Raw genomic sequence first — 17,075 nt, forward strand, 5'->3', positions numbered from 1 at the left:
TCCGGTCTATACCGTTGCCGCAGGGAAGCAATGATCGCGCCGGCGGTCAGGCCGCCATCGCCGCGGCCCAGGCTGCGGCCTCGTCGTGAAAGACGGTGTCGATCGTCAGATCGCGCACCACGCCGGTCGCCGGATCGACGTCAATCGACCCCGTCCATTGCCAAGTCGCATTCCCCTCGATCGTCACCATGCCGTCCGCTGCCGCGACCGCGCGCACCAGCCCGCCGCGGTTCAGCACGGTGACCGGGGTGCCGAACGCGATCCGCCCGGTCAGTCCGGCAGCATGTACCGACGCCGCCATCGCGCTGCCACAGCTATCGGTCAGCCCGACCCCCCGCTCGAACGTGCGAACGAACAGCGTGGCGGGGTCGCGAAGCTCGACGAACGACACGTTCGCGCGGTTGGGCAGCCAGCCGGGTGCCGCCTCGCACACCCGGCCGATCGTCGCGAGTTCGGCCTCGTCCACGGCATCGACAAACGCGATCAGATGCGGGTTGGGGATCGCGACCGCGGTGAAGGCGCGCACGCTGCCAAGAGGCGCGATCGCCGTGTCGATATTGCTGTCGCGCCCGATCGTCATCGGCCAGGCGGCAACGTCGTGCGTCGCCGGGCCCGCGGTCTCACGCACCGTGTAGACCCCCGGTGCCAGATCGGCCGCATGCGACGCTTCCGCGGTACTGTTCATCAGCGCCACCGTCGCTGCTTCAATCCCAAGCGCGGCGAACCCCGCGCGCGCGACGCAGCGAAGCCCGTTCAGGCACGTCTCCGCCTCGCTCCCGTCCGAATTGTACATAGTCATCGAAAACGGCACGCTTTGATCGCCCGGTCCGAGGAGCAACAGACCGTCTCCACCGACGGGCCCGGTCCGGTCCGCCAGCGCGCGCGACACCGTCGTCCATTCCACGTCGCTCAGCTGCACCGCACGCGCATCGACCAGCGGGAAGTCGTTGCCCGAGCCGTGACATTTGACGATCGGTATCCGCATCACGCCGCCAAAAGCCGCCGCTCGCCCGCCACCAGATCGGCAATCCCGGGTCGCCCGAGGATCGCATTGCGGTAGGCGATCGTCCGCGGCCAACGCACGGGGTCCATTGTCACGTCGCAATGATCCAGGTTCACCAACGGACAGACGACCGAAATGTCCGCCAGCGTCAGCCGGTCGTCGACCAGAAAGCCGGTCTCGGGGATGGTCCGCTCCAGGTAATCGAACAATGGCGGGAGTTCGTCGCGGACCGCCGCATCCGCCGCCGCCATGTCCCCCGGCCGCTTCAGGAACGGCGATGCGGCGGCGAAATCTTCGCCTCCCGCGCCCATGCCCGCCATTTGCAGATCCACCGTAATGCCTTTTTCATGCGCGAAGAACAGCACCTTGCGCACGAAAGGCGACAGTCCCGAACCATAAATGATCATTCTTGCCCTCCCGGTTTATCCAAGACCATAATGATCCCCCAGCCGATCCAGCGCCAGAGTCAATACGATCCGCCCCGCCCGCGCCGGCCAGCCGAGACCGCGTTCCGCCGTTGGCAGCGTCTCGCCCGCACAGATCACGCGCCAGGCCACGTCCTTCAGGCCACCGCCGAGCGCCGCCAGTGCCGCATCGAACCGCCGCTTCGCCGCGATCTGTGCATGCGCCGGATCGAATCCACCGCCGCCGCCATCGACTCGCGCCGCCCAGCGCATCGTGGTGCGCGGCGCGATGCATGTACGTTCGTAGTCGCAGCGCAGCCGTTCCCCCGCCTCGAATTGCCTTGCGTCCACCATCCCGCGCGCGCGCAACCAGCCGAGCGGCGACTCGGCCAGGTTGACCGTCACGCTGCGGCGTCCAAGACCCGGCACGGTCCGCTCGGCCAATTCGCGCATCGTCGTCTCCCGTCTGCGAGTCGGCATGCTCTTGCCACGGCGGCGATATTGTAGGACAGCGAAAAACCCATTTGGTTGTAAGAGAACCGGAATGATCAGCGCGATCCGCGAAGTCCGCCGCGCCCGCAACATGACGCTGGACGATGTCGCACGCGCTTGCACGCCGCCTACGACGCCGCAGACGATCGGTCGGCTGGAGACGGGCACCCGGACGGTATCCGTCGCCTGGCTGAACCGGATCGCCGCCGCCCTGGGGGTGACTGCTGGCGATCTGGTTACACTACCGAAGCGCAGCGACCTGCCGCTCGCCGCGATCGTCGACGCTGACGGCACGCACGCTCCGCGCAAGGCGGCGACGATCGTCCCGCCCGCCGCCGCCCCCGGGTTGATTGCGGTGTCGGTCGCATCGGGCGTCGGCGATTACCGCGCAGGCGATGAGGTCTGGTGCGAAACCCTTGCTCCCAGCGATTTCGGCCGCGCGATGAACCGGGACGTCCTGGTGCCGCGCGGTGCCGGCCGGTTCCTGTTCGGTCGCTTGATCGGTCGCGACGAGGCGCAAGGGGGCGGACGATTGCATCTGCTTCCGCTCACGCCCGGCAGCCGCCAGCATGTCATGGCCGACCCGCCCTGGCTCGCGCGCGCGGTTCGGCTGGTGCGGTTGCTGTAACGGCGGTCCCATGCGGCTCCGACGCATTGATCCGTCGAATTTTTTTCATCCTGCCGATACCGAGACGGGCATTTGCGCGTTTCCGCGGTTCACCATGAAGGACACACCATGAGCATTTTCGGATCGATCAAGGACGCTATTTTCGGGCACCCTGCGGTTCAGGCCTCTGCCCCCGCGGCACCAGCCGCCGCCAGTCCCGCCGAACCGGCACCCGCGGCACCGACACCTGCCGCACCGCCCGCTCCGATCGACGCCGACGCTGCGCTGGAGAAGATCGCGGCTTCCAAGGGCGATACGGACCTGCATTGGCAAACGTCCATCGTCGATCTGATGAAGCTGCTCGGTCTCGATTCCAGCCTGTCCAACCGTGAGGAGCTGGCGACCGAGCTTGGCTATACCGGCGAAAAGGATGGGTCCGCCGAAATGAACGTCTGGCTGCACGCTGCGGTGATGGAGCGGATCCGCACCGGCAAATAAGACCTGCGTCCACTTCCCCCGGTCCGGGACCGGGGGTGGTGGGCGCTGACGGGTTCGAACCGCCGACCTACTCGGTGTAAACGAGCCGCTCTACCAGCTGAGCTAAGCGCCCCCGTAGCGGGGAATGCGTGCGATGCCAGCGTCGCGCGTGATCGGCAAGTCCCGTTGCACAGACCGGGTCAGCGCGTCGGCATATCCATCCGTGCGCGCGCCGCGAAATAGCCCGCCATCGCCTCGCTGGCGCGCGGTGCAAGCCGCATGAATGCGCGCCGCCGATCAACCGCATCGGGCACGCGCTCGAACAGCCCCGCCTCCGTCATCCGCGCGATCCAGCGCAAGGCGGTCGTTGGTGCCACCGCGGCGGCGATGCACAAGCTCGACACGGAGACGCGGACATTTTCCAGTTCGGCCGCAAAGAGGTCGAGCAGCATGTCCCACGCCGGGTCCTCGAACAGCCCGCTGACGAAGAACCGATCGCGCAACCGGCGCAGCCGGATCGTGCGGCGGATATCGCTCGCTTTGGGCGGCAGGACCGGGATCGATTCGATCATGAAGCTGGTGCGGCGTTCCGCGACGCTGTCGTCGTCGTCCGCCTCGCCGCCGCTGCGCGTCAATCGCGCCAGCAGTTCCGCGATGCGCGCCACCTCGCGGTTCAGCCGGTCCAGCCGCGCCGCCTCGCCCTCGCGCCACCGGTCGTGCAGCACCCCGCCCGATCGCTGTGCCGCCAGCGCCAGGGCCGCGATCCGCTCCGCCATCGTCGGCGCGCACAGCAGATCGACCGTCGCGCCGAGCAGTCCCGCCGTCACCACGTCGATCTGGGCGACGTCCAACGCGACCACCACGGTCAGATCCAGCGCGGTCGCATAGCCGTCGATCCGCGGCAGCATCCCCGTCAGCACCGCCTCGTCCACCCCGGCGGTCTCGATCAGGATCAGCGGTTGTACGGCGATCCGCGACAGTTCCTCGGGCACCGCGTCCCAGTCGATCCGCGCGAGTAGCCGCCCACCCGTCAATTCCAGCGCCCGCACCGCGTCCGCGCCCGTCCCCGGGGATGCGATCAGGATCGCGACCTGCGCCGCGGGCGACGGCGTTTCGGGTTCGGACCCGAGTTCGGGCGGTGCGTCCATCGATCATTCCCCAATCGCCCGGCGGTACGATAGGGCGACGGGGTTTCAGGGGAAGGCGATTGGCCCAAAATCGACGCATCTGGTCAATGCATGTCAGCGAAACCGGACGGCATCGCCAACGGGGCGTCAGCGGACCGCGTTCTCAACGCTTCACCCCAAAGCCTTGACGATTTCCTCCGTCATCTTCTTCGCATCGCCAAGCAGCATCATCGTGTTGTCCATGTAGAACACGTCGTTGTCGACGCCGGCATAGCCGACCCCGCCCATCGACCGCTTGATGAACACGACCGTCTTCGCCTTCTCCACGTCCAGCACGGGCATGCCGTAGATGGGCGAGGTCTTGTCGGTCTTCGCGGCGGGGTTGGTCACGTCGTTCGCGCCGATGACGAAGGCGACGTCGGTCTGCGCGAATTCGCTGTTGATGTCCTCCAGCTCGAACACTTCGTCATAGGGCACGTTGGCTTCGGCGAGCAGCACGTTCATATGCCCGGGCATCCGCCCCGCGACGGGGTGGATCGCATATTTGACGCGCACGCCCTCGGCGCGCAGCTTGTCGCCCATTTCGCGGAGCACATGCTGCGCCTGGCTGACGGCCATGCCGTAGCCGGGGACGATCACGACCTGTTCGGCCTGGCTCATCAGGAAGGCGGCGTCCTCCGCGGAGCCGCGCTTCCACGGACGGTCGGCCTTCGCCGCGCCGCCACTCGTGTCCGCCACCGCGCCGAACCCGCCCGCGATGACGCTGATGAAGCTGCGGTTCATCGCGCGGCACATGATGTAGCTGAGGATCGCGCCCGACGAGCCGACCAGCGCGCCGGTGATGATCATCGCCGTATTGTGCAGCGTGAACCCCATCGCCGCCGCCGCCCAGCCCGAATAGCTGTTCAGCATCGACACCACGACGGGCATGTCCGCGCCGCCGATGGGAACGATCAGCAGGAAACCGATCGCGAAGCTGAGCGCGGTGACCGTCCAGAAGATCCAGGGGCTCTGGTCCTGCGTGAAATACGCGATGAGGACCAGGATCGCGGCGATGATGCCGAGGTTCAGGACATGGCGGCCGGGCAGCAGGATCGGCTTGCCGCCCATGTTGCCGTTCAGCTTCAGGAACGCGATGACCGATCCGCTGAACGTGATCGCACCGATCGCGACGCCCAGGCCCATCTCGATCCGGCTGACCGGGTGGATGACCGCGAAGGGCTGCCCGATCAGCGGCACGACGAGGTCGGCGATCCCGAACGCCTGCGGGTTGAGGTACGCCGCGCACGCGACGAGGACCGCGGCGAGGCCGACGAGGCTGTGGAACGCGGCGACCAGCTGCGGCATGTCGGTCATCGCGATCCGGCGCGCGGTGGTGAGGCCGATCGCGGCGCCGAGGGCGATGGCGGCGAGGATTTCGGTGACGGTTATCCAATCCGGTCCTGCCTGCCACCAACCGCAATCGCTGACACCCATCTCACAAACCAAAACTGCGCCGTGCGGCACATGCGTCACCAGCGTCGTCACCACGGCGATCGTCATACCGATGATGCCGAACCGGTTCCCGCTCTGGCTGGACGCCGGCGACGACAGCCCGCGCAGCGCGAGGACGAAGCACACGCCAGCGATCAGATAGGCGAGGCCGACCCATGGATTGACTGAAACCTGCTCCATGTCTTCGACCCTTTACCGTCACCCCGGCGAAGGCCGGGGTCCATCTCTCCACCGGCGCATATGGCCCGATGGATCCCGGCGTTTGCCGGGATGACGAACTACTTCCGAACGACCGCCGGCCGGTCCTTCTTCTTGTACATCGCCAGCATCCGCGCGGTGACCGCGAACCCGCCGAAGATATTGACGCTGGCCAGCACAACGGCCCCCAGCCCCAGCCACTTCGCCACCGGCGACCCCGCGGCCGCCGAAGCAATCAACGCCCCCACGATAATAACCGAGGAAATAGCGTTCGTGACCGCCATCAAAGGCGTATGCAACGCCGGCGTCACCGACCAGACGACGTAATAGCCCACGAAACACGCCATGACGAAGATCGACAGGATCGCGATGAAGTCCATCAGCAGATCCCAAAGGTTACAAAGTTTACGGTAATCACCAAGATTGCCTCGCCATCTTCAGCATGAAGCCACCCGTCGAACGATGGCACCGCGATCCGATGTAGGACAGCAAATTCACCGCGTTTCGCGGAGCCGTGGCGAAACCACCGCACCATCCCTGGTCAGCCGGATCGCATCGCCGATCTCCGCATCCAGCACCGGCCCACCCGTATCCTTGTCCCAGAACGCGTTCAGGAAATTGAACAGGTTGCGCGCGAACAACGCCGACGCGTCCGCGGCCAGGCGCGATGGCACGTTGCGGTGCCCGACGATCTTGACCCCATTCACATCGACTACCTCGCCCGCCACCGTGCCCTCGACATTGCCGCCCTGCTCGACCGCCAGGTCGACGATGACGCTGCCCGGCTTCATGCTCGCCACCTGCGCGGCGGAGATCAACCGCGGGGCGGGGCGGCCGGGGATCAGCGCGGTGGTGATGACGATATCCTGCTTGGCGATGTGCGCGGTCACCAGGTCGGCCTGCGCAGCCCGATATTCGGGCGACATCTCGCTGGCATAGCCGCCTGAGCCCTCGCCTTCGACGCCAACCACGTTCTCGACGAATATGGGCTTCGCGCCCAGCGACTGGATCTGCTCCTTCGTCGCCGATCGCACGTCGGTCGCGGAGACCTGCGCGCCCAGCCGCCGCGCGGTCGCGATCGCCTGCAACCCGGCGACGCCGACCCCCATCACGAAAACCTTCGCCGCCGAGATCGTCCCCGCCGCGGTCATCATCATCGGAAACGCCCGGCCATATTCCGCCGCGCCGTCAAGCACCGCCTTGTACCCGGCAAGGTTCGCCTGCGACGACAGGATGTCCATCGACTGCGCGCGCGTGATGCGCGGCATGAACTCCATCGCCAGCGCTTCGTACCCGGCGGCGGCATAGCCATCGACGCGCGCGCGTTCCACGAATGGGTTAAGGGTCGCGACGATCCATGCGCCGGGCGCGGCACCGGCAAGCGTCGTCGGATCGGGGCCCTGCACCCCGAGGACGATCCCGGCACCAGCCAACACCGCCGCGCGGTCGGCAACGGTGGCACCCGCATCGACATAGGCCTGGTCCGCGATCGTCGCGCCAGACCCGGCCCCGGCCTCGACCGAAACATCCGCCCCCAGCGCGACGAACTTCTTGACCGTCTCCGCCGTCGCCGCGACGCGCCGTTCGCCGGGGGCGTGCTCGGCGAGGACCGCGATCCGCATCAGCGGCTGATGATCAGAATCACCGCCAGGGCGATCGCACCACAGGCGACCGCGCCCCATTTCAGCATCGCGATCACCCGGTCATAGGTTTGCGCGTGCGCATTCATGTCGCCATTGCCGGCCATCATCGTCCCCATCCGTCGATCGTCGGGGTCACCCTACCCGGCCCCCGGCCCCGCCTCAAGCCCCACAGGGCACAGGGCACAGGGCACAGGCTTAAGCCGCCCTTTACCCGTCTCCGCTAGAGCCATCGCCATGAACGGGGTGAGTGCATGACGCGGAACGGCCAGCGACTGCTGCTGCTGATCGACGACGAGCCGGCGCAACGCCGTCTCGTGTCGGCGCTTGCGGCGCGCGCGGGCTGGCGGTCGATCTTCGCTGCGGACGGCGAGATGGCCATCGCGACATTGGGTACGCAGGACGGGATGCAGCTCGACGCGATCGTGCTCGATCACTGGGCACCCGATGCCGACGCGACCGCGCTGATCGCCGAACTGCGCACGCGACGCCCCGCCCTGCCGATCCTGATGCTGACCGCCAACGGATCGGTCGCGCATGCCGTCGCGGCGATGCGCAGCGGCGCGACCGATTTCCTGGTCAAGCCGCTCGCCCCCGACCGGCTGCTCGCCGCGCTGGAGGCCGCGGTCGGCGGCACCGACGCGGGCGAGCTCAGGCCGCTGACGGAGAAGATCCCCGCACTGCTCGGCTTCGACGAGATCGTCGGTTCCTCCCCCGATTTCCGCGCCGCGCTCGCCATCGCTGCCAAGGCCGCCCGCACCCGCGTCGCCGTCCTCATCGAGGGCGAAAGCGGCGTCGGCAAGGAGGTGGTCGCCGAGGCGGTGCACGCTGCCAGCCCGCGCGGCAAGAAGCCGATGGTCACCGTCAATTGCGGCGCGATCCCCGCGAACCTCGTCGAAAGCGAGCTGTTCGGGCACGAAAAGGGCGCGTTCACCGGCGCGTTCGAACGCAAGATCGGGCGCTTCGCGGATGCCGATGGCGGCACGCTGCTGCTGGACGAGGTCGGCGAGATGCCGCTCGACGCGCAGGTGAAGCTGCTCCGCGTGCTGCAATCGGGCGAGGTCCAGCCGATCGGCGCACGCCACGCGCGGATCGTCGACGTCCGCGTGATCGCCGCGACCAACAAGAAACTGCTCGACGAGGTCGAGGCCGGACGTTTCCGCGAGGACCTGTATTACCGGCTGAACGTCGTGCAGGTCACGATCCCGCCGCTGCGCGAACGCACCGCGGATATCCCCGCGCTCACCCGGCACCTGCTCGCGCGGATCGCGCAGCAGCCGGGACTTCGGCCGCTTGGCATCACCGACGATGCGCTGTCGCTGCTCGCCGATTACGACTGGCCGGGCAATGTCCGTCAATTGCAGAATGCGCTCTTCCGTGCCGCCGTGCTGTGCGAGGGGGCGGCGCTGACCCGCGCGGATTTCCCGCAGATCGCGAGCCTGGGCAATCGCCGCGGGGTTCCGATCGCGATGGCGATGGCGATGTCGGGCGGCGTCACGCTGTTCCGCGCGGACGGCAACATGCGCGCGCTGGAGGAAATCGAGGCCGACGTCATCCGCCTTGCGATCGGCCATTACCGCGGCCGCATGACGGAGGTGGCGCGGCGGCTGGGGATCGGGCGATCGACGCTGTACCGCAAGCTCGGCGAACTCGGGATCGACAACGCGGCTTAGGCCGGCATCATCGCCGCATCCTTGCATCCGCGCCAGATCCTGACCGCCTGCACCGTTTCCGCGACGTCGTGGACGCGCAGCAACTGCACGCCCGCCCCGACGCCCTTGATCGCCAGCGCGACCGATCCGCCAAGCCGTTCGCCCACCGGTGCCTCGTTCGATAGTGCGCCGATCATCCGCTTGCGGCTGACCCCGAGCATCACCGGACAGCCCAGCCCGTGAAACATCGCCAACCCGTTCAGCAACGCGAGATTGTCCGCAAGCGACTTGCCGAAACCGATGCCAGGATCGACGATGATCCGCGCAGGGTCTACCCCGCCCGCGACCACCGCGGCGATCCGCGCGGCGAGCCAGTCATACACCTCGGTCAGCACGTCGCGATACGCCACCCGGCCATGCCCGCCCTTGTCGGGATCGGGCGAGTGCATCAGCACCACCGGACATCCGGCCCGTGCGACGATCGCCAGCGCGCGGTCGTCCCACAGCAAGGCGGAAACGTCGTTTACGATCGCCGCGCCCGCCGCCAGCGCCGCCTCCATCACCGCGGCCTTGCGGGTATCGACCGACACCAAAGTCCCTGCGCTCGCCAGCCGTCCGATGACGGGGACGACGCGCTTGACCTCATCCTCTTCCCACACCAGCGCCGCGCCCGGCCGCGTGGATTCCCCGCCGACATCGATCAGCGCCGCCCCCGCCGCCGCCATGTCGACCCCCGCCGCCGCGGCGGCGGCCGGATCACCGAGATGCTTCGCGCCGTCCGAGAAGCTGTCGGGGGTGACGTTCAGGATGCCGGTGACCAGCGGCTGGTCGAGCCGGAGAGTGCGTTCGCCAAGCACCAGCGGCGGTCGCGGCCGAATGATCTCGTCATGGAACTGCACCGCGCGTTCGCCTAGCGACGCGACGTCGGCGACGGACACCGTCCGCCGTACGCCATCCCCGATCGCTTCGTACGCGGCGAACCAGCACATCCCCCCCGCCAGCCGCGCGACGCTGCCCTCGGGCAGGCCGATGGGCGTGTCGACGAACTGGATCGGGCGTAGATACATCTTCCGTCATCCGGACGTGTTGCGGGGTCCATCTCTCCGCGAACCCCATGGCTTCGGGTCTTGCGGCACCATGGATGCCGGGACAAGCCCGGCATGACGTCATGGCAACGTCGCCAGCAGATATGTCTGCCGCAGCGTATCGATCGGCCGCGCGACGCCCGCATCGTCATGGTGCCAGAACGTCCAGCCGTTGCACGCCGGCGCGCCCTGGACCATCGCGCCCAGCTTGTGGATCGAACCGCTCGCGCCGCAATCGCTGAGCAGCGATCCATCCGCACGCACCACCGCCCGGTGGCGGCGCCTGGCGTCGGTCAGCACCGCGCCGGGCGCGACATACCCCGTTTCGACCAGCGTTCCGAACGCCACCTTGGGCTGGCCCCTGGGGCTTTGCATCGTCGACAGTGCGGATTCATCGAGCGGCAAGGCGGCGTCGATTCGTTCCTGCGCCGCCGCGATATAATCGTCCTCGCGCTCGATGCCGATCCAGCGCCGCCCCAACCGTTTCGCGACCGCCCCCGTCGTCCCCGTCCCGAAGAACGGATCGAGCACCACGTCGCCCGGCCTCGTGCAGGCCAGCAGCACACGGTAGATCAGCGCCTCGGGCTTCTGCGTCGGGTGTACCTTCACCCCGTCGCGCTTCAATCGCTCCTGCCCGCCGCAGATCGGGAATTCCCAGTCGCTGCGCATCTGCAATTCGTCGTTCAGCGTCTTCATCGACCGGTAGTTGAAGGTGTAGCGCGCCTTCTCCCCCATCGATGCCCAGATCAGCGTCTCGTGCGCGTTGGTGAAGCGCGTGCCCCTGAAATTGGGCATCGGGTTCGCCTTGCGCCACACGATGTCGTTCAGGATCCAGTAGCCCAGATCCTGCACCGCAACACCGACGCGGAAGATATTGTGATAGCTGCCGATCACCCAGATCGTGCCGTCGTCCTTCAGGATGCGGCGCGCTTCGGTCAGCCAGGCGCGGGTGAACTTGTCGTACGCGGCGAACGTGTCGAACTTGTCCCAATCGTCGGTCACTGCATCGACCGCGCTGCCATCGGGCCGGAACAGGTCGCCGCCCAGTTGCAGATTATACGGAGGATCGGCGAAGATCATGTCGACCGACTTCGCAGGCAGCGCGCGCATGTGCGCGATGCAGTCGCCGCGCAGGATCGTATCGAGCGGCATCGCCACCTCGGTTGCCGCGGCTTGCGGACGCCTGACCTGATCGATGACCCCCATGACATTCCCCCTGGCGACCACCCCGCCGAAACGACGGACTTGCGTCAAGCGAACATTGGTTAGCGAAGACGTTTGAGAAATCGTCAACGCCGCGGCGGGCTGAGTCTGCGCCCGACATATTGGGGTCCGACCGACAGGCGAGCCGCTAAACCTGGTGGGTGTGGCGTAAAAGACTCGGACAGGATGGCAAAAGCGTTAGCCCGCCATCCGCGCCCGCGCGGCGGCAGCGACCGGCGCGAAACTGTGCCGGTGGAGCGGCGACGGCCCGTGATCGCGCAGCGCCTGCAGATGCGCCGGCGCGCCGTAGCCCTTGTTCGAATGCCAGCCATAATGCGGGTGCGTATCGGCGTGGGCGAGCATGATCGTGTCGCGGGTGTGCTTGGCGATCACCGACGCCGCGGCGATCGAGAGCGACAGCGCGTCCCCGCCAACGATCGCCGTCGCCGCGAAGGACCAGCGCGGCAGCCGGTTGCCATCGACGAGAATATGCCCCGGCATGGCCCCCAGACATTCGGCCAGCGCCTCCACCGCCAGCGTCATCGCCTTCATCGTCGCCCAGTAGATATTGAGCCGATCGATCTCGTCCGCCTCCACCACGCCGATCCCGACACAGGCGCGCTCATGCAGCAACGCACACAGCCGCTCGCGCTCGGCGGCGGACAGCTTCTTCGAATCGTCGATCCCGCGCGGCACGCCCTTCGCCGGCAGCACGACGGCGGCGGCGACCACCGGCCCGGCGAGCGGCCCACGCCCGGCCTCGTCGACGCCGGCGACCGGCGGGAGGCAGCGGCGTTCGTGTTTCAGATGGGGCATCAGCCTTCGATCTCGTCGAACGGTACGACGCCGAGTGAATGCCCCAGCGGGCCGTGGCCATTGCCCAAACCGGGCGCGTGGATCAGAGCGATGCGAACGAAGCGCACCGCCTGGCGAAACGCATCCGCGATCGGCATCCCCGACCCCAAACCGCAGGCGAGCGCACTCGCGAAGGTACAGCCGGTACCATGCGTATCGTCCGTATCGATCCGCTTGCCGTAGAGTTGGTCGAGCAGGGCGCCCCCCGGTGCGACGAGGCGGTCGTGAATCATATAGCCTTCGCCATGCCCGCCCTTCACCACGAGATGACAGCCATGCGCAAGCACCGCGTCCTCGCCGCCGAGCGCCGCCAGTTCGGGCAGGTTCGGCGTCGCCACCGAGGCAAGCCCCATCAGCCGCCCGAACGCCGCAATGGTGTCGGCGTCGGCCAGGATCGATCCGCTGGTCGCGATCATCACGGGATCGAACACGATCGGCACGTCCAGCCCTTCCAGCCGATCCGCCACCGCATTCGCGGTTTCGGCCGATCCGATCATCCCGATCTTCACCGCATCGACGCCGATGTCGGACAGCACGGAATCGATCTGCGCGATCACCGTCTCGGCCGGCACGGGATGCACCGCCTGCACCCCGAGCGTGTTCTGCGCGGTGACCGCGGTGATCGCGGTCATCGCATGACCGCCCAGCATCGTGACAGTCTTGATATCCGCCTGGAGCCCCGCGCCACCGCCGGAATCGGAGCCGGCGATGATCAGGACTCGCGCGATGGTCACGCGGCGATCTCCGCGGAAGTGGAGGAAGTGGAGGCGTGCAAGGGCATTCCTCCACATCGCGCACGACGGGTGTTCGTGGGGTATGGGAAACAGGGCGCTGGAGCGATCATGTCGAAGCGTCTGCCATGGATCAGGGCGTGTAGGACAGCCTTCCGAACAGGAAACAATGCGGGGTCACCCCGGACTTGATCCGGGGTCCATCGTGCCGGCAGTACCGCGGCCCGCGTATGTGCGGCACCATGGATGCCGGGACAAGCCCGGCATGACGAAAGGATTTTCATCCGCCCTCACCGCTCAACCCGCGAACCGCCGCACCGTCGCCGCCGGATGCTTCTTCAAATTCGCCCCCGTCCGCGTCGGCCGGTCCATCAGTTCGCCGCGGCAGTTCGGGCAATGTTCGTCGAGCGCCTCCGCGCATTCGGCGCAGAAGGTGCATTCGAACGAGCAGATGAACGTGCCCGGCTCGTCGGCCGGCAGGTCCATGCCGCAGCGTTCGCAATCGGGGTGCATTTCGAGCATCGGTCTTTCCTTTCTACCCCTGTCCCTTCGGGAGCATCGGGTCCGCCATGCCGGGCAAGCCGCGCAGCGGCGCGGGGTGAGGGTGAGTGCGACCCGCCATCGTCGTCGCCCTCACCCTTCCGCGCCGCGCGCTCCCTTCCTCTCCCGACGGGAGAGGGAATTTACTACGCCGCCGCCTCGCGCACCGCGTCGCAGATGCGGTCCACCACGCGTTCCACCTGCTGCGGATCGTCGCCCTCCGCCATCACGCGGATGACCGGCTCCGTGCCCGACGGACGGATCACCAGCCGCCCCTTGCCCTGCAATTCCGCCTCGGCCTCGGCGATGACCGCCTTCACCTTGTCCGCCTCCAGCGGCTTGCCGCCCTTGAAACGGACGTTCCTCAGCAATTGCGGCAGCGGCTCGAAGCGGTGCAGCACCTCGCTCGCCGGTGCGCCGGCACGGCGGACCTCCGCCAGCACCTGCAGCGCCGCGACCAATCCGTCGCCCGTGGTGCCGTAATCCGCGAGGATGATGTGCCCCGACTGCTCGCCGCCGACATTGTACCCGCGCGTCCGCATCGCCTCGAGCACATGGCGATCCCCCACCGCGGTTCGCACCAGCCCGAGCCCTTGCGCAGCCAGATGCCGCTCGAGCCCCAGGTTCGACATCACCGTCGCGACCAGCCCGCCGCCGACCAGCCGCCCGGCCCGCGCCCATCCTGCGGCGATCGTCGCCATCAACTGGTCGCCGTCGACCACGCGGCCTTTCTCGTCCACCACGATCAGCCGGTCCGCATCGCCGTCCAGCGCGATGCCGATATCCGCGCCGCTGGCGACGACGGTCTCGGACAGCGTCTGCGGCGCGGTCGATCCGACGCCATCGTTGATGTTGGTCCCGTCGGGATTGACCCCGATCGCGATCACGTCCGCGCCCAGCTCCCACAAGGCGGAGGGTGCGACGCGGTAGGCGGCACCGTTCGCGCAGTCGATGACGATCCGCATCCCGTCGAGCCGCAGGTCCTTGGGAAAGGTCCCCTTGGCGGAATTGATGTACCGTCCCTGCGCATCGTCGATTCGCCGCGCGCGCCCGATCGAGGTGGAGGGCGCGAGTGGGACGTCGCTGTCGATCAGCCCCTCGATCGCGGCCTCCGCCTCGTCGCTGAGCTTGTAGCCGTCGGGCCCGAACAATTTGATGCCGTTGTCGGCGTACGGATTGTGGCTGGCGGAGATCATCACGCCGATGTCCGCGCGCATCGATTGCGTCAGCATCGCGACCCCGGGGGTGGGCATCGGCCCGACCATCACCACGTCCATGCCGACGCTGGTGAACCCCGCGACCAGCGCGGATTCCAGCATATATCCCGACAGCCGCGTGTCCTTGCCGATCAGCACGCGGTGCCGGTGGTCGCCGCGCAGGAAATAGGCACCTGCGGCCATGCCCACCTTCATCGCCGTCGCCGCAGTCATCGCGCCCTGGTTGGTCTCGCCGCGAATGCCGTCGGTGCCGAAATATTTCCTTGCCATCGCAGCGTATCCGTTCCGCTATGTCACCCGAGCGTGTCGCAGATAGCGCCGCTTGGGGGAAAGGGCGAGTATGTCGCAAGCTACACGCATATTGCTGGCGCTTGTCGCCGGGCTGGTGTTCGGGATCGCGGCGGCGGCCTGGTCGACGACCGGCGCCTTGGCCGCGACCGCCTTCACGCAGCCGATCGGCTCGGCCTGGCTGCACGGATTGCAGATGGTGATCGTGCCGCTGATCGTCGGGCTGCTGGTGACGGGCGTCGGTGCAACCGCGGATGCGGCGCGTGCCGGCCGCATTGCCGGTCGCGCGATCGTCGCGTTCACGATCGTCTTGTGGAGCACCACGATCATGTCCGCGGTGCTGACGCCGCTGCTGCTCGACCTGTGGCCGTTGCCGCCGGCCTGGTCCGCGGCGTTGCGCGCGGCGCTGACGCAGGCGCCGCCGATGGGGAGCGCGCCGACGATGGCGGCGTTCTTCGATACCGTCGTACCGACCAACGTGCTGGCCGCCGCGGCCGGGGATGCGTTCCTGCCGCTGACGGTGTTCGCGCTGGTCTTCGCCTTCGCGATCACCCGGCTCGATCCGGCCCCGCGCAAGATGCTGACCGATTTCTTCCAGGCGATCGTCGATGCGATGCTGGTCATCATCGGCTGGATCCTGAAGCTCGCGCCGATCGGCATCTTCGCGCTGGCGTACGGCGTGGGCGCGCGGACCGGGGCGGCGGCGTTCGGGGCGCTGGCGCATTACATCATCATCGTGTCGTCGATCGGCATCGTCGTGCTGATCGCCGCCTATCCGGTCGCGGTGCTCGCGGGGCGCGTGGGCCTGGGCGCGTTCGCGCGCGCGGCGGGACCGGCACAGGCGGTGGCGATCAGCACGCAGTCCTCGCTCGCCTCGCTCCCGGCGATGCTGAAGGCCACGGAGACGCTCGGCGCGCCGCCCGCGACCGCGGGGATCGTCCTGCCGATCGCGGTCGCGATCTTCCGTGCGACCAGTCCCGCCATGAACCTCGCGGTCGCGCTGTACGTCGCGCGCTGGCTTGGGGTGCCGATCGGCCCGGGCGCGATGGCGGCGGGGATCGCGACCGCGGCGATCACCACGATGGGCTCGGTCAGCCTGCCCGGGACGATCAGCTATTTCGCCAGCGTCGCGCCGGTCGCCATCGCGATGGGGGTGCCGATCGAGGCGCTCGGGCTGCTCGTCGCGGTCGAGACGATTCCCGATCTCTTCCGCACCATCGGGAACGTGACGATGGACATCGCCGTTACGACGACGGTGACCCGGCTGGACCGGGCGAAGGAGCGACCCGCATGAAGTACCGCACGCTCGGCCCCGATTTCGGGGTCTCCGCTTTGGGTCTCGGCTGCATGCCGATGGCCGGGATCGGCAAGGGGATGTACGGCACGGCGACCGAGGACGAGAGCATCGCCACGATCCACCGCGCGATCGAACTGGGCGTGACGTTCTTCGATACCGCCGAAATCTACGGCCCGCTGAAGAACGAGGAACTGCTCGGCCGCGCGATCCGCGGCAGGCGCGACGGCGTCGTCATCGCGACCAAGTTCGGCTTCCGCTACGACGAGAAGGGGATGAGCGGGGTCGATTCCTCCCCCGCCAATGTCCGCTGCGCGTGCGAGGGATCGCTGCGGCGATTGGGGGTCGAGACGATCGACCTGCTGTACCAGCACCGCGTCGATCCGAACGTGCCGATCGAGGATACCGTCGGCGCGATGGGCGAGCTGGTCGCCGAAGGAAAGGTCCGCCATCTCGGCCTGTCCGAGGCGAGCGCGGCGACGCTGCGCAAGGCCGCGGCGACGCACCCGATCGCCGCGCTGCAGAGCGAATATTCGCTGTGGGAGCGCGGTGTCGAGGACGAGATCCTGCCGGCCTGCCGCGAACTGGGGATCGGCTTCGTCCCCTACAGCCCGCTCGGTCGCGGGTTCCTGACCGGCCAGATCAAGAGCCGCGACGACCTGCCCGAGGGCGATTACCGCCGCAACGACCCACGCTATTCGGACGAGAATTTCGCGACGAACATGGAGATGGTCGCGGTCGTGAAGACCATCGCCGACGCGCACGGCG

The 17,075-nt window shown here is 67.8% G+C and carries 19 protein-coding genes and 1 tRNA gene; 5 read left to right on the plus strand and 15 right to left on the minus strand.

Annotated features, from left to right (window positions below):
- Window positions 1-46 precede the first annotated feature (46 nt).
- The 3 genes from dapF to ACFE7D_RS01705 are packed head-to-tail and all read right to left on the minus strand — an operon-like array spanning window position 47 to window position 1,860.
- The gene (dapF, locus tag ACFE7D_RS01695; protein WP_375393694.1) at window positions 47-985 is read right to left on the minus strand and encodes a diaminopimelate epimerase; all 939 of its coding nucleotides are present in this window, start codon (window positions 983-985) and stop codon (window positions 47-49) included.
- On the minus strand, window positions 985-1,410 hold the full coding sequence (locus tag ACFE7D_RS01700) for a glutathione S-transferase family protein (RefSeq protein WP_375393695.1): 426 nt from the start codon (window positions 1,408-1,410) through the stop codon (window positions 985-987). The genes dapF and ACFE7D_RS01700 overlap by 1 nt, the downstream gene beginning before the upstream one ends.
- 15 nt (window positions 1,411-1,425) lie before the next feature.
- Entirely contained in the window at window positions 1,426-1,860 is a 435-nt protein-coding gene (locus ACFE7D_RS01705; protein WP_375393696.1) for a DUF6456 domain-containing protein, read from the minus strand.
- Window positions 1,861-1,951: 91 nt separating this feature from the next.
- On the opposite strand from ACFE7D_RS01705, the gene ACFE7D_RS01710 reads away from it, so the two are divergent.
- Both ACFE7D_RS01710 and ACFE7D_RS01715 read left to right on the plus strand, forming a co-directional pair.
- Window positions 1,952-2,527 carry a helix-turn-helix domain-containing protein gene (locus ACFE7D_RS01710; RefSeq protein ID WP_375393697.1) on the plus strand — a complete coding sequence of 192 codons (576 nt, stop codon included), beginning with the start codon at window positions 1,952-1,954 and terminating at the stop codon, window positions 2,525-2,527.
- Between the two features lie 108 nt (window positions 2,528-2,635).
- Window positions 2,636-3,004: a DUF3597 domain-containing protein gene (locus ACFE7D_RS01715; RefSeq protein ID WP_375393698.1), complete on the plus strand. Its 369-nt coding sequence runs from the start codon at window positions 2,636-2,638 to the stop codon at window positions 3,002-3,004.
- Between the two features lie 36 nt (window positions 3,005-3,040).
- Here ACFE7D_RS01715 and ACFE7D_RS01720 read toward each other — a convergent pair.
- From ACFE7D_RS01720 to ACFE7D_RS01745, 6 genes are all read right to left on the minus strand, one after another.
- Window positions 3,041-3,116, minus strand: a tRNA-Val gene (locus tag ACFE7D_RS01720).
- 67 nt (window positions 3,117-3,183) lie between these two features.
- Window positions 3,184-4,131, minus strand: coding sequence for a hypothetical protein (locus tag ACFE7D_RS01725; RefSeq protein ID WP_375393699.1), 948 nt, complete (start codon window positions 4,129-4,131; stop codon window positions 3,184-3,186).
- A gap of 150 nt (window positions 4,132-4,281) precedes the next feature.
- A complete protein-coding gene (locus ACFE7D_RS01730; protein ID WP_375393700.1) occupies window positions 4,282-5,784 on the minus strand; it encodes an NAD(P)(+) transhydrogenase (Re/Si-specific) subunit beta in 1,503 nt (500 codons plus the stop codon).
- Window positions 5,785-5,882: 98 nt separating this feature from the next.
- On the minus strand, window positions 5,883-6,182 hold the full coding sequence (locus ACFE7D_RS01735) for an NAD(P) transhydrogenase subunit alpha (protein ID WP_375393701.1): 300 nt from the start codon (window positions 6,180-6,182) through the stop codon (window positions 5,883-5,885).
- Window positions 6,183-6,296: 114 nt separating this feature from the next.
- Window positions 6,297-7,424 carry an NAD(P) transhydrogenase subunit alpha gene (locus ACFE7D_RS01740; RefSeq protein ID WP_375393702.1) on the minus strand — a complete coding sequence of 376 codons (1,128 nt, stop codon included), beginning with the start codon at window positions 7,422-7,424 and terminating at the stop codon, window positions 6,297-6,299.
- A complete protein-coding gene (locus ACFE7D_RS01745; protein ID WP_375393703.1) occupies window positions 7,424-7,549 on the minus strand; it encodes an aa3-type cytochrome c oxidase subunit IV in 126 nt (41 codons plus the stop codon). Before ACFE7D_RS01745 ends, ACFE7D_RS01740 begins: the two co-directional genes overlap by 1 nt.
- A gap of 147 nt (window positions 7,550-7,696) precedes the next feature.
- Here ACFE7D_RS01745 and ACFE7D_RS01750 point away from each other — a divergent pair, with 147 nt between their 5' ends.
- Window positions 7,697-9,115 carry a sigma-54-dependent transcriptional regulator gene (locus ACFE7D_RS01750; protein ID WP_375393704.1) on the plus strand — a complete coding sequence of 473 codons (1,419 nt, stop codon included), beginning with the start codon at window positions 7,697-7,699 and terminating at the stop codon, window positions 9,113-9,115.
- On the opposite strand, the gene folP is transcribed toward ACFE7D_RS01750, so the two are convergent.
- The 6 genes from folP to glmM form a co-directional block, all read right to left on the minus strand.
- Window positions 9,112-10,161 (minus strand): dihydropteroate synthase, encoded by a 1,050-nt coding sequence (folP, locus tag ACFE7D_RS01755; protein WP_375393705.1) that lies wholly within the window; start codon window positions 10,159-10,161, stop codon window positions 9,112-9,114. The two genes, ACFE7D_RS01750 and folP, sit on opposite strands and share 4 nt — an antisense overlap.
- A gap of 99 nt (window positions 10,162-10,260) precedes the next feature.
- The gene (locus tag ACFE7D_RS01760) at window positions 10,261-11,385 is read right to left on the minus strand and encodes a site-specific DNA-methyltransferase (protein ID WP_375393713.1); all 1,125 of its coding nucleotides are present in this window, start codon (window positions 11,383-11,385) and stop codon (window positions 10,261-10,263) included.
- A 195-nt stretch (window positions 11,386-11,580) separates the two neighbouring features.
- Window positions 11,581-12,198 (minus strand): ribonuclease HII, encoded by a 618-nt coding sequence (locus ACFE7D_RS01765; RefSeq protein WP_375393706.1) that lies wholly within the window; start codon window positions 12,196-12,198, stop codon window positions 11,581-11,583.
- Window positions 12,198-12,971, minus strand: coding sequence for a bifunctional hydroxymethylpyrimidine kinase/phosphomethylpyrimidine kinase (gene thiD / locus ACFE7D_RS01770; protein ID WP_375393707.1), 774 nt, complete (start codon window positions 12,969-12,971; stop codon window positions 12,198-12,200). The genes ACFE7D_RS01765 and thiD overlap by 1 nt, the downstream gene beginning before the upstream one ends.
- 294 nt (window positions 12,972-13,265) lie before the next feature.
- Window positions 13,266-13,490, minus strand: a complete 225-nt coding sequence (locus tag ACFE7D_RS01775) for a DUF1272 domain-containing protein (RefSeq protein WP_375393708.1) — start codon at window positions 13,488-13,490, stop codon at window positions 13,266-13,268.
- A 164-nt stretch (window positions 13,491-13,654) separates the two neighbouring features.
- On the minus strand, window positions 13,655-14,995 hold the full coding sequence (glmM, locus tag ACFE7D_RS01780; protein ID WP_375393709.1) for a phosphoglucosamine mutase: 1,341 nt from the start codon (window positions 14,993-14,995) through the stop codon (window positions 13,655-13,657).
- A gap of 70 nt (window positions 14,996-15,065) precedes the next feature.
- On the opposite strand from glmM, the gene ACFE7D_RS01785 reads away from it, so the two are divergent.
- Together ACFE7D_RS01785 and ACFE7D_RS01790 are read left to right on the plus strand one after the other, a co-directional pair.
- Window positions 15,066-16,307, plus strand: a complete 1,242-nt coding sequence (locus ACFE7D_RS01785) for a dicarboxylate/amino acid:cation symporter (protein ID WP_375393710.1) — start codon at window positions 15,066-15,068, stop codon at window positions 16,305-16,307.
- Window positions 16,304-17,075 (plus strand): aldo/keto reductase (locus tag ACFE7D_RS01790; RefSeq protein ID WP_375393711.1); only part of this gene is annotated, 772 nt, incomplete at its 3' end. The genes ACFE7D_RS01785 and ACFE7D_RS01790, both read left to right, overlap by 4 nt.

It is taken from the genome of uncultured Sphingomonas sp. (assembly GCF_964244235.1).
GTDB lineage: Bacteria > Pseudomonadota > Alphaproteobacteria > Sphingomonadales > Sphingomonadaceae > Sphingomonas.